15 protein-coding genes are annotated in these 13,719 nt (G+C 70.9%); 3 read left to right on the top strand and 12 right to left on the bottom strand.

Features of this window, described 5'->3' with window-relative positions; genetic code table 11:
• Positions 1 to 218: 218 nt before the first annotated feature.
• Positions 219 to 1,682 carry an endo-1,4-beta-xylanase gene (locus tag GA0070622_RS00940; RefSeq protein ID WP_091565499.1) on the top strand — a complete coding sequence of 488 codons (1,464 nt, stop codon included), beginning with the start codon at positions 219 to 221 and terminating at the stop codon, positions 1,680 to 1,682.
• 91 nt (positions 1,683 to 1,773) lie between these two features.
• Here GA0070622_RS00940 and GA0070622_RS00935 read toward each other — a convergent pair whose 3' ends face one another.
• From GA0070622_RS00935 to GA0070622_RS00915, 5 genes are all read right to left on the bottom strand, one after another.
• Positions 1,774 to 2,451 carry a response regulator gene (locus GA0070622_RS00935; protein WP_091565492.1) on the bottom strand — a complete coding sequence of 226 codons (678 nt, stop codon included), beginning with the start codon at positions 2,449 to 2,451 and terminating at the stop codon, positions 1,774 to 1,776.
• Positions 2,451 to 3,635, bottom strand: coding sequence for a sensor histidine kinase (locus GA0070622_RS00930; protein ID WP_091565489.1), 1,185 nt, complete (start codon positions 3,633 to 3,635; stop codon positions 2,451 to 2,453). Before GA0070622_RS00930 ends, GA0070622_RS00935 begins: the two co-directional genes overlap by 1 nt.
• Complete coding sequence (locus GA0070622_RS00925) at positions 3,628 to 5,172, bottom strand: multicopper oxidase family protein (RefSeq protein WP_091565485.1); 1,545 nt, start codon at positions 5,170 to 5,172, stop codon at positions 3,628 to 3,630. Before GA0070622_RS00925 ends, GA0070622_RS00930 begins: the two co-directional genes overlap by 8 nt.
• On the bottom strand, positions 5,172 to 5,348 hold the full coding sequence (locus GA0070622_RS32320) for a hypothetical protein (RefSeq protein ID WP_176710400.1): 177 nt from the start codon (positions 5,346 to 5,348) through the stop codon (positions 5,172 to 5,174). Before GA0070622_RS32320 ends, GA0070622_RS00925 begins: the two co-directional genes overlap by 1 nt.
• 171 nt (positions 5,349 to 5,519) lie before the next feature.
• Positions 5,520 to 5,885 (bottom strand): hypothetical protein, encoded by a 366-nt coding sequence (locus GA0070622_RS00915; protein ID WP_091565477.1) that lies wholly within the window; start codon positions 5,883 to 5,885, stop codon positions 5,520 to 5,522.
• Positions 5,886 to 5,956: 71 nt separating this feature from the next.
• Here GA0070622_RS00915 and GA0070622_RS00910 point away from each other — a divergent pair, with 71 nt between their 5' ends.
• Entirely contained in the window at positions 5,957 to 6,481 is a 525-nt protein-coding gene (locus GA0070622_RS00910) for an SMI1/KNR4 family protein (RefSeq protein WP_091565474.1), read from the top strand.
• Positions 6,482 to 6,556: 75 nt separating this feature from the next.
• Here the strand turns inward: GA0070622_RS00910 and GA0070622_RS00905 are convergent, their stop codons facing one another.
• The 5 genes from GA0070622_RS00905 to GA0070622_RS00885 all read right to left on the bottom strand — a co-directional run bounded on the left by GA0070622_RS00905 (position 6,557) and on the right by GA0070622_RS00885 (position 9,235).
• A complete protein-coding gene (locus GA0070622_RS00905; RefSeq protein WP_245666091.1) occupies positions 6,557 to 6,925 on the bottom strand; it encodes a DUF5713 family protein in 369 nt (122 codons plus the stop codon).
• A 120-nt stretch (positions 6,926 to 7,045) separates the two neighbouring features.
• The gene (locus GA0070622_RS00900) at positions 7,046 to 7,339 is read right to left on the bottom strand and encodes a hypothetical protein (protein ID WP_091565469.1); all 294 of its coding nucleotides are present in this window, start codon (positions 7,337 to 7,339) and stop codon (positions 7,046 to 7,048) included.
• Between the two features lie 28 nt (positions 7,340 to 7,367).
• On the bottom strand, positions 7,368 to 8,465 hold the full coding sequence (locus GA0070622_RS00895; RefSeq protein WP_091565464.1) for a WXG100-like domain-containing protein: 1,098 nt from the start codon (positions 8,463 to 8,465) through the stop codon (positions 7,368 to 7,370).
• Positions 8,443 to 8,835 carry a WXG100 family type VII secretion target gene (locus GA0070622_RS00890; protein ID WP_091565459.1) on the bottom strand — a complete coding sequence of 131 codons (393 nt, stop codon included), beginning with the start codon at positions 8,833 to 8,835 and terminating at the stop codon, positions 8,443 to 8,445. The genes GA0070622_RS00895 and GA0070622_RS00890 overlap by 23 nt, the downstream gene beginning before the upstream one ends.
• A complete protein-coding gene (locus tag GA0070622_RS00885; RefSeq protein WP_176710399.1) occupies positions 8,789 to 9,235 on the bottom strand; it encodes a YbaB/EbfC family nucleoid-associated protein in 447 nt (148 codons plus the stop codon). Before GA0070622_RS00885 ends, GA0070622_RS00890 begins: the two co-directional genes overlap by 47 nt.
• Before the next feature lie 245 nt (positions 9,236 to 9,480).
• On the opposite strand from GA0070622_RS00885, the gene GA0070622_RS00880 reads away from it, so the two are divergent.
• Positions 9,481 to 11,148 carry a DUF11 domain-containing protein gene (locus GA0070622_RS00880; RefSeq protein WP_141684510.1) on the top strand — a complete coding sequence of 556 codons (1,668 nt, stop codon included), beginning with the start codon at positions 9,481 to 9,483 and terminating at the stop codon, positions 11,146 to 11,148.
• Between the two features lie 159 nt (positions 11,149 to 11,307).
• Here GA0070622_RS00880 and GA0070622_RS00875 read toward each other — a convergent pair whose 3' ends face one another.
• Both GA0070622_RS00875 and GA0070622_RS00870 read right to left on the bottom strand, forming a co-directional pair.
• Complete coding sequence (locus GA0070622_RS00875; RefSeq protein ID WP_091565448.1) at positions 11,308 to 12,633, bottom strand: polysaccharide pyruvyl transferase family protein; 1,326 nt, start codon at positions 12,631 to 12,633, stop codon at positions 11,308 to 11,310.
• A 359-nt stretch (positions 12,634 to 12,992) separates the two neighbouring features.
• The gene (locus GA0070622_RS00870; protein WP_091565445.1) at positions 12,993 to 13,694 is read right to left on the bottom strand and encodes a hypothetical protein; all 702 of its coding nucleotides are present in this window, start codon (positions 13,692 to 13,694) and stop codon (positions 12,993 to 12,995) included.
• Between the last annotated feature and the right edge of the window lie 25 nt (positions 13,695 to 13,719).

Below are 13,719 nucleotides of genomic sequence, written 5' to 3'. Positions count from 1 at the left end.
GGTGCTGCCCGGGGCCCTTCTCGCCGTGATCCGGGTGGCCATCGACGTTGACCGATCACGGACTCGCGAGTATCTTGCTGGGCAAGTTACCGGTACGTTTCCGAAAAGTTTCGGAGCCGGGGTCCGAGAATCCTCGCGGCACCGGCTCCCGCACGGCAGGTACGCGGGCCCGCGTTTCCTCATGACCTTGCACATCCCCCGATATGCACAGGAGTGTCATGAAACGTCTACTGAAGCACGGCCGTTACCGTCTGGCTGCGGCCGCCGCCGCCGGCGCTCTGACCCTGGCCGGCGCGGCGCTGATCGTGCCGGGTCCGGCCCAGGCGGCGAGCACGCTGGGTGCGGCGGCGGCGCAGTCGGGCCGCTACTTCGGCACCGCGATCGCGGCGAGCCGGTTGAACGATTCGACCTACAGCACGATCGCGGCGCGTGAGTTCAACATGATCACGGCTGAGAACGAGATGAAGCCGGATGCGACGCAGCCCAACCAGGGTCAGTTCAACTTCTCCGCCGGGGACCAGATCTACAACTGGGCGACCCAGCGTGGCCTGAAGGTTCGCGGTCACACCCTCGCGTGGCACGCGCAGCAGCCGGGCTGGATGCAGAACATGCAGGGCAGCACGCTGCGCAACGCGATGATCAACCACATCAACGGGGTGATGGCCCACTACAAGGGCAAACTCGCCGCGTGGGACGTGGTCAACGAGGCGTTCAACGAGGACGGCAGCCGCCGGAACTCCAACCTGCAGGGCACCGGCAACGACTGGATCGAGGTGGCGTTCCGCACCGCGCGGGCGGCCGACCCGTCGGCGAAGCTGTGCTACAACGACTACAACATCGAGAACTGGTCGTACGGCAAGACGCAGGGTGTCTACCGGATGGTCCAGGACTTCAAGTCCCGTGGCGTGCCGATCGACTGTGTGGGGTTGCAGACCCACTTCACCGGCGGCAGTTCCCTGCCGGGCAACTTCCAGACCACGCTGTCGAGCTTCGCCGCGCTCGGCGTGGACGTGGCGTTGACCGAGGTCGACGTCACCAACGCCTCCACGTCCCAGTACGCCGGGTTGACCCAGGCGTGCCTGAACGTGCCGCGCTGCATCGGCATCACCGTGTGGGGCGTGCGCGACAGCGACTCCTGGCGTTCCAACGAGAACCCGCTGCTGTTCGACGGCGGGGGCAACAAGAAGGCCGCGTACACCTCGGTCCTCAACGCCCTCAACGCCGCCGGCCCGGCACCGACCGGCACCCCGACGGCGACGCCGACCTCCACGCCGACCACGCCGCCGCCGTCCGGCGGCGCCAACCGGATCCTCGGCAACCAGTCCGGCCGGTGCGTCGACGTGCCCAACGCGTCGCAGACCAACGGCACCCGGGTGCAGCTCTACGACTGCCACGGCCAGACCAACCAGCAGTGGACCTACACCGCGAGCAGGCAACTGACGGTGTACGGCGGCAGCCGTTGCCTGGACGCCGCCGGCTCCGGCAACGGCGCGGCCGTCCAGATCTACAGCTGCAACGGCCAGAGCAACCAGCAGTGGAACGTCAACTCCAACGGCACCATCAGCGGCGTGCAGTCCGGCCGCTGCCTCGACGTCTGGGGCACCGGAAACGGGCAGCAGGTCCAGCTCTACGACTGCAACGGACAGGCCAACCAGCGGTTCCAGCTCGTACCCGTCTCCTGATCCTCGTCCTTGGTGGGGTGACGGACAGGTGGTGGCTCACCGTCGTGGCCGAGGCCGCGACGGTGAGCCGCTGTCCGAGCCGACCCGCGCGTCACCGGAGATCGCCGGACTCGTACATCGCGATCACGATCTGTGCCCGTTCTCGAGCCCCGAGCTTGGCGAGAACCCGGCTCACGTGGGTCTTCACGGTCCAGATGCTGAGGAAGAGCGCGACGCTGATCTCCTCATTGGTCAGCCCGCGGCCGACCAGCCGGGCGATCTGCCGCTCGCGGGGGGTCAACAGGTCGACGGCGCGCACGGCGGTGGTCCCGGCACCCGCCGTCGGCTCGGTGACGGCCGCCGGGGCCGCGAACCGTTCGATGACCCGGCGGGTCACCGCCGGGTCGAGCAACGCCTGACCCTCGGCGACCAGCCGGATCGCCCGACGCAGATCGTCGGGGGCCACGTTCTTGGTCAGGAAGCCGCTGGCACTCTCCCGCAACGCACCGAAGACGTACTCGTCGTGGTCGAAGGTGGTGAGCACGATGACCCGCGGCGCCCGGCCCGCCGAATCCGACGCCACGATCCGGCGGGTGGCCGCGATGCCGTCCCGACCGGGCATCCGCACGTCCATGAGGACGACATCCGGCCGTAGGTCCGCCGCCAGCCGGACCGCCGCATGCCCGTCGGTCGCTTCGCCGACCACCACGATGTCGTCGGTCCGTTCCAGCAGGGCCCGGATTCCGGCGCGCACCTCCGGATGGTCGTCGGCGATCACCACGCGCACCATCAGGCGTCCCCCACCGGCAGCCAGGCGTCCACGCGGAACCCGCCGCCGTCCGGGCCCGCCTCCAACCGACCGCCCACGCCGCGCGCGCGTTCCCGCATCCCGACGATGCCGTGACCGCCCGGCGGCCGCCCGCCGTCGCCAGGTGCCGAGGTGCACCTGACCGAACCCGTCGACACGACACCCACGCCGCCCGGATCGGCGAACCGGAGGTGCAACGCCCTGCCCTCCCGGCGCAGTGTGAGCGACGCCTGGGCGGCACCGGCGTGCTTCAGCGTGTTGGTCAGCGCCTCCTGGGCGATCCGGTACGCCGCCTGAGCCACCGACGCCGGAACGTCGCGCCCCCCGTCGATGTCCACCCGCAGCTCCAGCCCGGCCCGCCGGGCCACCTCCGGCAACAGATGCAGGTCGGCGAGCGTGGGCGCGGGCCGCAGCGGGGCCGGAGTGGGGTCGCGCAGCAGGTGAACCGTCCGTGACGTCTCGCGGACAGCCTCGTCATGTACGGCCAGCGCCGCGGCGATGGCCGCCCGGCATGCCTCCGGTTCCGTGTCCACGGTCTCCTCGGCGAGCCGCAGCTGGAGGCCGATCACCACCAGGCTGTGCGCCACCACGTCGTGCAGGTCGGCCGCCACCGACAGCCGCTGCTCGGCCAGCCTGCGCTCGGCCTCCCGGCGCGCCTCCTCGTCGGCCCGGGCCACGCGTCGGCGCACCTCCTCCGCCCAGCGGCGCCGTTGCCAGACCGCCTCCCCGACCGCCAGAGCCAGGCCGAGCACCACGAGATCCCGCGCTTCACCGACGAGCACCCCGAGCGGCCACTCCCGCTCGACCAGCACCCGCCACCCGACGTTGGCCACCGACAACGCCGCCACCAGCGGCACCGCGTACCGCAGGTGGCCCCCGGCGGCCGCACCCAGGAACGGCAGCAACAGCGGCCACGCCGTCCCGACCGCCGGGTATCCGAGCACGTGGTACGCGACGACGACGGTGGTGGACACCAGCAGCACGGCCAGCGGACGCCGTCGGCGGGCGAGCTGGAGTCCGCCGAGGACCGCTCCGACAAGCCAGCCGGCCGGGCCGAGCGGAAGCGACGCGGGTTCCTCCGCCAGCGCCGTGACCGCCCACACCGACACCGCGACGGCTGCCGCCAGAGCCGCGTCCCGGGCGCGTCGGCGGGTCTGCTCAGTCATGGTGAGGAGAATTGTGGTCGACGACCGGGGACGGCGCGACCACCCTCGGGTCCGTGCCTGGCGGGACGAGGACGAACTGTCCCATCATTCCGGCGTCCTCGTGCGCCAACAGATGGCAGTGGAACATGAACGGCCGCGTGGGCGACGGGTACGCCCCGAACTGTACGAGAAGCCGGACCTCGGTGTCGGGTGGCACGTACACGGTGTCCTTGCGTCCCCACCACGCCGCTCCGGGCGGCCGACCCGCGACATCCAGCACCTCGAACGCGGCGTTGTGGATGTGGAAGTTGTGCGGCGTGCCGACGTCGTTGCGCAGCCGCCAGATCTCGGTGCTCCCCAACGGCACCACCGCGTCGATGCGGGACAGGTCCATGGTCCGGCCGTCGATGAGGAAATCACCGAAGCGCAGCACGCGCTCGCGACGCCCGGCGAGCGGCGGGGCCAGCCGAGGCGGCGCAGGCAGGGCGACCGGTAGCGGTGGAGCCGGACGTAGGGACGGCGTGGCGCGCAACTCCAGGACGTCGAACTCGTCGGCGCCGCCGGCCAGTCGGTCGACGGCCAGGTTGGCACCGAGATCCGGCGGGCGGCTCCGCAGCCGGACCCGCTCGTCGGGACGCAACTCCACCAGCAGCTCGGCCCGCTCCCCGGGGCTGAGCCGCAGGTGGTCGACCGGGACCGGCGCCGGCAGCAGACCGTTGTCGCCGGCCACGACGTGGAAGCCCCGCCCGTGGTCGAGGACGAGGTCGTAGATTCGCGCGTTCGAGGCATTGAGCACCCGTAGCCGCACCCGCTCGGTACGCACGTCGAGCACCGGCCCCCAGACCCCGTTGACCAGGATCTCCGAGCCCAGCAGGCCGGTGACCGACAGTCCGCCGAAGGCGATGCCGTCCTCGTCGAGCCGGCCCTGCCGGGTGAAGTTCCGGTCCTGCACGATCACCGGGATGTCGTCGACCCCGTAGTCGTCGGGGAGCAGACCGTCGGCCTCGCCGTCGTCCACGTACAGCAGGCCGGCGACGCCACGGTAGACGTGCTCCTTGGTGCGCCCGTGCGGGTGCGGGTGATACCACAACGTCGCCGCCGGCTGGTCCACCCGCCAGGCCGGCTGCCACAGCGCGCCGGGGCGGATCATCTGGTGCGGTCCACCGTCGCACTCGGCCGGCAACTCCATGCCGTGCCAGTGCAGGGTGGTCGCCTCCGGGAGGTCGTTGCGCACCCGAGGGGCCAGCACGTCGCCCCGGTTCACCCGGACCGTGGGGCCCAGGTAGCTGCCGTTGATTCCCCAGGTGTCCGCCTGCCTGCCCGGTAGCAGCTCGGTCCGGCCGCTCTGCAACCGTAGGTCCACCAGGAGCCGGCCGTCCGCTGCGCGCACGCCGGCAGCCAGCGGCGGAATGGCCAACGGCCGGTCGAACGACACCCGGCCGACGTTGCTGCGGCGCGTGGTGGTCCACACGTAGCCGGCCAGGCCGGCGGCGGGCAGCCCCACCGTCGCCCCGACGACGGCCGCACCCCGCAGGAGCGCCCGGCGAGAGAGGCCCATCACCCACCGCTGCCGGCGGACCGCCGTCGAGTCGGCCAGACCGCGATCAGCAGACCCATCGCGATGATCCAGATCGCCAGCCAGGATTCCGGCGCAGGCACCACCCGCGGATCTCGCAGGATCACCCGGATCGGTACGAACAAGCCCCCGAACAGCGAGAAGACACCGAACAGCATGACCGCCACCCCGGCCAGGCGGCGCACCGGAACAGCCCGAGATCGACGTTGCGTCATGAGATCGACGCTATGCCGGCACCGCCCCGCGTCGCATCGCTCCGCAGAGCGATCCGGGTCGCCCGCCAGGGACGCTGTGGTTCCGCCACCCGGGTGACACCACGGTCCGGACCGTCACTCCGTCAGCCACGAGTGGGGCTCGACCGACCACGGCTGGCCGGGGTCCTCCCGGTAGGCCACCTGGCCGAGCGGGAGGTCGGCCAGCCCGGCCACGGCCGCGTCCCGCTCGGCGACGTGCTGGATGCACGTGACGACCACGGCATCCGGCTCGTTCGGATCGTTCACGCCGTCGCCGACGATCCACGCGTTGTCGTCCGTGTGGATGACCTCCCGAGCCGGTTCCACGCCCTCCAGCACGGTGCGTTGCACGACCGCACCGAGCTGGTCCGGGAACCGGTCGTCGGTGAAGGGGAAGGGCAGGGACCGGAACACCTCGTGCTGGTCGTCGTGCTCGTACGACTCGACTGCGTGATCGTCCACGGCGACACCCTAGACCCGACGCGGCGCATCACCGGTTCGCCGTGTCGGTCGCCGTCGCTAGGCTGCTGCCCGTGGAAGACGATGGTCGCGCCCTGCCGGTCGCGCTGACGGAAGCTCACGAGGTCGGCTTCGACTACCGGGACGGGGACGGCGTCGACTTCGAGCCGTACGACCGGTTCCTGGACCCCGGCGAGACCGCCGAGTGGTGGCGGGCCTGGACCGGGAACGCGGCCCAGGACGGATCCGAGTTCCGGGTGTTCGGGCAGGACGGCACCGGTGGCCTGGCCGCGTTCTGGCTGGTGCGTGCCGGCGAGCCGATCGAACGCCAGCCGGTGGTGTTCCTCGGCTCGGAGGGCGAGACGTCCGTCGTGGCGCGGGACCTGTCTGCCTACCTGTGGCTGCTCGCCGACGGCTTCGGCCCCTGGGAGGCAACGGCGTACCCCGATCACGAGCATCAGCCCCGCGCGGACGCCCGCCTCGCCGCGATCGCCCAGCGGTGGGCGGCCAACCGCCGCGCCTCCGCCGAGGAGGTCATCGCGGCGGCGAGGGCGGAGTTCCCCGACTTCGACGACATGATCGGCGGGCTCTGCCGCTAGGTGGCCCCACCTGACCAGGAGCGGGACCACACCCCCGAAGGCGCGAGTTGCGTACGAGTGGGGTCCCCCATCCGCTCACCAGTTCCGATTGGCGATCAGCCGTTCGGTGTCCGCGTCCGCGAACCCGTAGCTCGTCGCGACGACCCAGAAATCCTCGCCTATCGCTTCGCGCGCCACCGTCTCGATCTCGCTGCCGGCCGCCTCGAACTCCGCCTCCAACAGGTTGAACTCATCGGTCGCCGCATCGGTCAACGCGTAGAGGGCCGTCAGGTCCTGCGGGCGCTCCGCCTCGATGCGCTGACACAACCGCAGCAGGATCGCCCGGCCCTTGTCGACGACGTGGTCCGGGAAGTAGCCGTCCGCGTACAACTCCTCCAGGAAGGCGTGGCGGGCCATCTGCTGGTTCGCGAGGGGCGCGGTCATCTGTTCCTTCAGGGATTCCACGAACCGATCCTGCGACACGTGACCGACACTTCTCATCGCCTGAAGGCGGCCGCTGCGGACCGGCGGGCGCGGCTCCGCCACCGCGCCGCACGGCGGACTCGGAGCCGGAGTCGGGGAGTGTCAGGCCGGAGTCTGCGGCCAGGGCCGCAGCGCCTCCAGCCGGGTGCCGAGCCGGCCGAGGAAGTCACGGAACCCCGCCTCGCCGTGCGGCGTGTCGATCTCGTCGGTCAACGGGCCGTCGTACCGCAGCGCCTGGACGATGGCGTCCGCGTACGCGTCGGGGCCGGCGCCGAAGTAGCGCCGCTCGACCATCGCCGCGGCCATCTGGCCGGCGGTGTCGTCATCCAGTTGGGGGGTGAACATCAACCCGTACAGGATCTGGTTGACGATGCCCTTCCAGTCGTCACTGGCCACTCGCAGACACCCTTTCCGATTCCGACAGTCAGTTCAGCCGGGTACGGCCGTCGAAGCCGAAGAGCGGAACGTTGTTGACGCCGTTGCGGCCCAGTTCGTCGGTGACCTGTCGCATGTGCTGCGGAGTCGGCTGGTAGTGCCCGCTCGCCGAGGTCACGTACTGCACCTTACCGTCGACCACCGCGATCTCCCCGGCCGCGGCGACCGGCTTGCCGTTACCCAGCGTCGAGTGGTGGAACTTGCCGACCTCCTGGTAGGTCGACGCGTAGATGTTGCCGCGCTCGTCCATCACGAAGATCGCCCGGCCCCCGTCCTGGCTCCAGTGCGTGCTGGCGTTGCGGGTGTCGAACGGCTGCCCGTCCCGGGCACTGCGCATGATGCCGTCCGAGTCGACGTAGACCCGGTGCTGCTCCAGTTGCGCCTCGTCGAGCCGGCGGACGGAGCTGGGCCGGAACGGGTTGCCCGGGTGGTCGCCCATGGTCTCGTACCGGTACTTGTCCAGCATCGGCTTGCCCTGGTAGCGGATGTCCCGCAGCGGCCCCGGCACCTTGGGCGGCCGCCCCGGGCCACGGCCCGGCTTGCGGGTGAACCGGCGGAGCAGCGTCTTCGCGCGACGGAGCAGCCGCGGAATGATCTCGTTGACGACCCGGTCGATGACTTCCTTGATGATCCGGCGGATCGCGACCCGGGCCAGGCCGATCGTGACCGGGATCTGCGCCAGCGACCCGCCCAGCGTGGGAGCGGCCGCCGCCAGGGCCATCGCGACCTGGACCACTACGATGATCAGCTGGACGATCGTGAGGATCTTCTGGGTCAGCGTGATCACGGCCATCACCAGCAGCGCGGCGGCGATCAGCTCGGCGGCCTCGGCACCGTCCTCGACGCGCCGGGTCGGACCCTCCTCGCCCCGCCACATGGTGTCGAACGCGGTGACGTCCCGGCCACGGTTGGCGACGCCGACCGTCGCGGCGCCGGCGTTCGCCTCGGCGCCCGCCGCGCGCAGCGTCCCGGCGAAGGCCGTCCACGCCTGGGCCGCCTCGACCAGCAGTTCCTCGTCGGCCTCGGGCCAGGTGAAGCCCACCCAGTTGAGGGCCTCGGCCAGCTCAGGTGGTAACTGCAGGCCCACCGGGCAGCTCCAGTCCTTTGAAGAGGGCGGCGTTGTCCATGTCGGTGCGCTCGTGGTCGGCGGCGACCGTGTCGAGTCGCCCGGCCACGTCCACCAGCTGGTCGGCCGTCGAGGCGTACACGTCGAGGGCATGCTGGAGCACCTCGGTGTAGGCCATCCCGAAGATGCTCCCGGCCTCGTCGCCGCCCCACGGGTTGCCCGAGCCGCTGACCGTGCCCTGGAGCCGCTGCACCTCGCCGGCGAGCCGCTCGCCGCCGCCCCGGATGGTCCGGGCCGCCGACCGCAGCGCGACGACGTCGACCTCGATCCCGTCGGTCAACCGGTCACCGCCGATCGCGGTCGAGTCGGCGGACCATCGCGTCCAGGTCACCGATCATCCCGTCGAGCCCTCGCCAGGCCTGCTCGGCGACCCCCTCGAGCTGCCGGTGCAGCGCCGCCTGGTCGACCTCACCGCCGAGCGCCTCCTGGCGCTGCCGCCGCTCGTCGTCCTGGGCGGCGGTCACGGCCTCGACCACGTACTGGGCGATGGCCGTCGTGCCGGAGCGCAGCAGGGTCGGGTTGATCTCCAGCGACTCCAGCCGCCCGTAACCGCCGACGACCGCCTCGACCAGGCCGTCCCCGCCCGTGCCGCGCCCGCGCAGCGGGGTCTCCTCGACCGGGGAGGTGGGATCCGCCGACCCGGTGGGGCCGGTCGCCTGGCCGAGCAGGCGCATGGCGGCCTCCAGGGACCGGCCGACCGCAGCATGATCCGTACGCTCTTGATCCGCCATTCGCACCGCCCCGATCTCCGGCTCGACGAGCAACCCGGCGGATCTTACCGATGTGAACGGCTCGGCACGAGCCCGGCCGACATTCCACAATGGCCCGCCGCGTGGTCCGGGTGTAACGCTTGTGGACACCGGGACGCCTGACTGACCGACTGGGAAAGATCCCGAACGACTGGCCGACTCCTCCAGTACGTCTTCGGCCGTCGTCCCATCCCGACCAGACGGGGAATTCATTGTTCAACCACAACGTGGGTACCGGGACCCTTCGCGCGCTGCGGGCGGGGTCCCTCGCGACCGCTGTCGTCGCGTCACTGCTCACCGCTCTGCCGGGCGCGGCCACCGCCGCGCCGAATCCCGCCGACGTCGTCGTGGGCCTCACCACCGACCCGGGCGAGGTGGGACCGGCCGGCGGTCGCGTACGCCTCACCGTTCCGGTACGCAATGCGGGGGGCTCCGAGGCCACCGACACCACCCTCAAGCTGACCCTGCCGTCCGGTGCCACTCTCGACCTCGGTGACTCCCTCGGCGGCTGGACCTGCGACGCCACGGCCGCCAAGTGCAGGTACGGCACCCTCCCGGCCGGCGCCGACACCGCTCTCGTCCTGAACGTCACCCTGCCGGCCGGCACGGACGGCCACCAGACGACGGTGACGGCAACCGCGTCGACGCGGAGCCGCGAGTCGTCGACCACGAACAACACAGCCTCGGCGACCGTCGAGTACGTCGCCAAGCCGGACCTCGCCTTCTCGTGGGAGTTCGGCAGCGGCGAGATCTCCTACCTGGGCGGCAACGGCTCGCGCGGCTTCGTCCAGGCCAGGGCGACCAACATCGGCACCACGCCGGCGCCCGGCGCCCGCTTCACCTTCCAGATGCCGCCGGACGCCTTCGCCGGTGCGTCGACGACGGACCCGGAGTGGAACTGCGACTTCTCCACCTCCACCTGGGTCTGCACGAACGACCGGGAGATCCCGGCGGGCGGGATCGCCTACCTGAACTTCTACCCCTACTTCCCGGCCGGGACGGTGGGCGACACCAGGACGGTGACCGGATCGGTGTCGACCTCGGTCCCCGAGCGGTCGCTGGCGAACAACAGCGGCGCCACCACCTTCACCTACGTCGTGCCGACCACCGGTGACGTGGACCTGTACGGGGCCGACGTGGTCGGCCGCGTGGACGTGCGGGCCGGCGAGGAGTTCGAACTGGCCGTCGCCCTCGGCGTCCGAGGCGGCAGCCCGTCGGAGAACGTCGCCGTCCGGGTGCCGCTCCCGGCGACGGTCGAGCCGACCTCCCTCGACCCCGGCGACGCCAACTGGACCTGCCGACTCGACGGCGCGGCGGACGACCGCTCCATCGAGTGCACCCGCCCCTTCTGGGACATCGGCACGGACGAAGCCCACCTGCACCTGAAGCTCAAGGCGAACCCCGGCACCACGGACGGACCACTCAGCTTCACCGCGACCGCGTCCGCCACCACCCCCGAGGCGTCGCTGGACAACAACACCGCCACCGGCAGCGTCACCTACGTCGCCGAGGGGGTCATTACCGGCCACGCCTGGATCGACACCGACCGCGACGGCCAGCGCGACGCGGACGAACCGAACGCGTACGGGAAGATCGGCAAGATCGAGTTCGTGCTGGAGGGCACCCAGCCGAGCTGGGACGTGCCGAGGGGTTACCCCAACGACAGCGACGGCACCTACTTCACCCGGCTCAAGCCGGGCCGTTACGTGGCGAACGTCTACCTGCAGGACGGGGTGCCGTACAGCTTCACCACCCCGGACGTCGGCGACGACGCCACCGACTCGGACGTCATCGGCAGCACCGGCGGCTACTACAACCGGGGCTGGAGCGCCGTGGTCGAGGTGAAGGACGGCGGGGAGACCGTCGTCGACATCGGCCTCGCCCCGACCGCGTAGTCCTGACCCGTACCGGATGAACCGGCCCCGGCGACACACCGTCGTCGGGGCCGTTCGCCATCCACCGGCGGAGGGGCGTACGAGCGCAGCTTCGCCACGCTGTGCGCGCATCCGGCGGAAGCGCCGCCGGCTACTCGCCGTCGACCAGGCGTACGACGGTCAGCGCGACAGCATCCGGCGGACCCGGCTGCCCACCGCCTGCTTGACCTGCTCGCGCAGTGGCTGCGCGCGGCGTGTCTTGAGCTTCTGCTGCAGCGTCTGGTTCTCGTCCCGCAGCCACTGGATGCGCGTCAGCAGTTCCTCCGCGGTGTAGGCGGAGGCCGGCCGGACCGCCTGCGGGTAGACGGTCTGGCGGACCTGCTCGTCGAAGCGGGTGGCGCTGTCCCCGTCGGCGAACGAGAGGCCGAGGTCGTGCTTGGCGAGGAACGCGGTGATCCGTGCGAACCGCTCCTTGTGGCCCTCGTTCAAGGCCGTGTAGTCGGCTTCCTCGTAGAGTTGGGCGGCGTCGACGTCGGCCGGTACGTCGCGCATCAACCGGTGCGGGATGTCGAAGTAGCGGGCCAGTTCCAGGGTGCGCGAGTCGTGTGCGAGGAGATACCCGGGAGTGCCGGAGATCAGCGCCGTGATGGTGCCGTGGATCCGGGTGCCGAAGGCGAAGTCGAATCCGGCGAGATACTCCATCCAGGGCCACGGGTCCATGAACATCCGCACCTTGTCCTCGACGAAGAGCGGGTGCGAGGTGTGGATCGGCATGTCGTCGGTCTTGCCGCGCAACTTCGGTGCGTCGCCGTAGAGCAGGGTGCCGAGGGTGTACAGGCCCTGCGCCACGTAGCACAGGTTCGGGTAGCGCTGGTGGTGGTGGCGGACGATCGGGGCCAACGCGCGGACGTACGGCGAGATGACGAACGCGAGCCGGTCCTCGGTGCCCAGGGTCGCCTTCGCCTTCTCCACCCGGAGGCTGTCGCCGTGCAGGAACATCGACGGGCAGCCGATCTGCTCGACGGCGGAGAAGCCCAGCGTACGCAGATAGCTTTCGGTGATCTCGCCACGTACGCCGATGCTGTGCGATCGGTCCAGCACCGCCCGGCAGAACGCCTTCACCGGCTCGTCGATCGGGCGCAGGTAGTCCCGGTCGCCGTCCACGTCGGTCTGCGCCCCGACCCCGAGCACCACCACCGGGATCTTGAGCCGCTCGATCAGCCGGGTCATCGACTCGAGCCGGTTCACGTAGTCGTGGCGGAACGCGTTCGCCAGCGGGATCACGAAGGCGTCGTACTTCTCGTTGATCTCGTCGGCATCGCGCGGGTCCGTCCGAAACCGCGACGGGGTGATCTCCGCCGTCGAGGTGGCCAGGAGCTTGTGCGCGGCGTGGCTGAAGACCAGGTTGCCGCTGTTCTTGCCGATCCAGTCCCGCTCGTAGGTCTCCTCGGCGGTGACCACGTCGAACGGGCCCTTGCGGGCGCGCAGCAGGATCCGCTGGTGCATCCGGGGTGTCCACCCTTCGTCCCGGACGCCACGGCGCCCGGCGAGGCCGAAGCGGCGCGACCGGCCGAGTCACGGCCCCAATCCGTGCAGGAGCAGAAATCCTACGCCGTCTCCACGCCGGTCCGGATCCCACCTGCCGGCCGTCACGTCCGCCCGGCCCGGTAGAGGGCCGCTGAGCTGGAGCGGAGTGCTGTGGCCAGCGTCGACCTGGACGCTTTCGGTTCCGGCAGTGGAAACACCTCTCGGCACCTCACACCGCTCCCCCGCCTACCGTCGACCACAAGGCCCGGGGGCGGCATTCGGTGTGTGGAGCGGCCCCTGCGGTTGGACGGCGCCGGCGTGTACACCACCTGGTGAGGTCAGGACTGACGGAGGCGTCGCTTGCGCCGTCGCTGACGGGCTCGACTACGGCCGGTCTCGGAAGTCGCGCGAGGACGGCGCACCACGGGCTTCGCCCTCAGCGGTCGTCCGGCAAGCATGCAGGCCACGGCGGTCATGGTGAAGACCACGAGCCAGATGGGCACCGCGACAGAACCATCGACGTCGTCCGGCAGGCGGGGATCGACCAAGCCCTCCGGGTCCCGGATCACCGTGACGCGCGCGCCGACCTCGCCTTCGGGATTGTGGTTCGCGCCGATCTCCGCGCCCGGCCATGCCCCCAACTCGCCGGGAATGCGTGTCCCCTCCGGATCCACCAGTGCGTAGTAGAGGTGGCGCCCCTTCTCGGTGCCGTCGCGTACCTGCGTCACGGTGGTCTCGACCCGCTCGCCGCGCGCTTCGAGGACGGCGGTGTAGAAGCCCATCGCGCTGGCGAACATGAGCAGCCCGGACAAGAGCCAGGCCAGGCACAGCAGGCCCATGCGCGGAGGTTGTGCGGAGGCCGTCACGAGCACCGCCGCCACCAAGGCGAGGCACCACACGATCGTGCCCGGCACGGCCGCCACGTCGGCGCGGATCCACGTGGTCGCGATCAGTGCGCCGCCGAGTGACGACACGACGGTCAACATGGTCAGATACGCCGCACCGAGCCGATTCACCAGCCGGAGATCGCGAATCAGCACGAGCCGGAGTGTAGAGCGCCAGTAC

This window comes from Micromonospora sediminicola, from assembly GCF_900089585.1.
Classification (GTDB): Bacteria; Actinomycetota; Actinomycetes; order Mycobacteriales; family Micromonosporaceae; genus Micromonospora; species Micromonospora sediminicola.
Note: the sequence above shows the minus strand (reverse complement) of the source record. Positions and strands in the feature narration are given on the sequence as shown.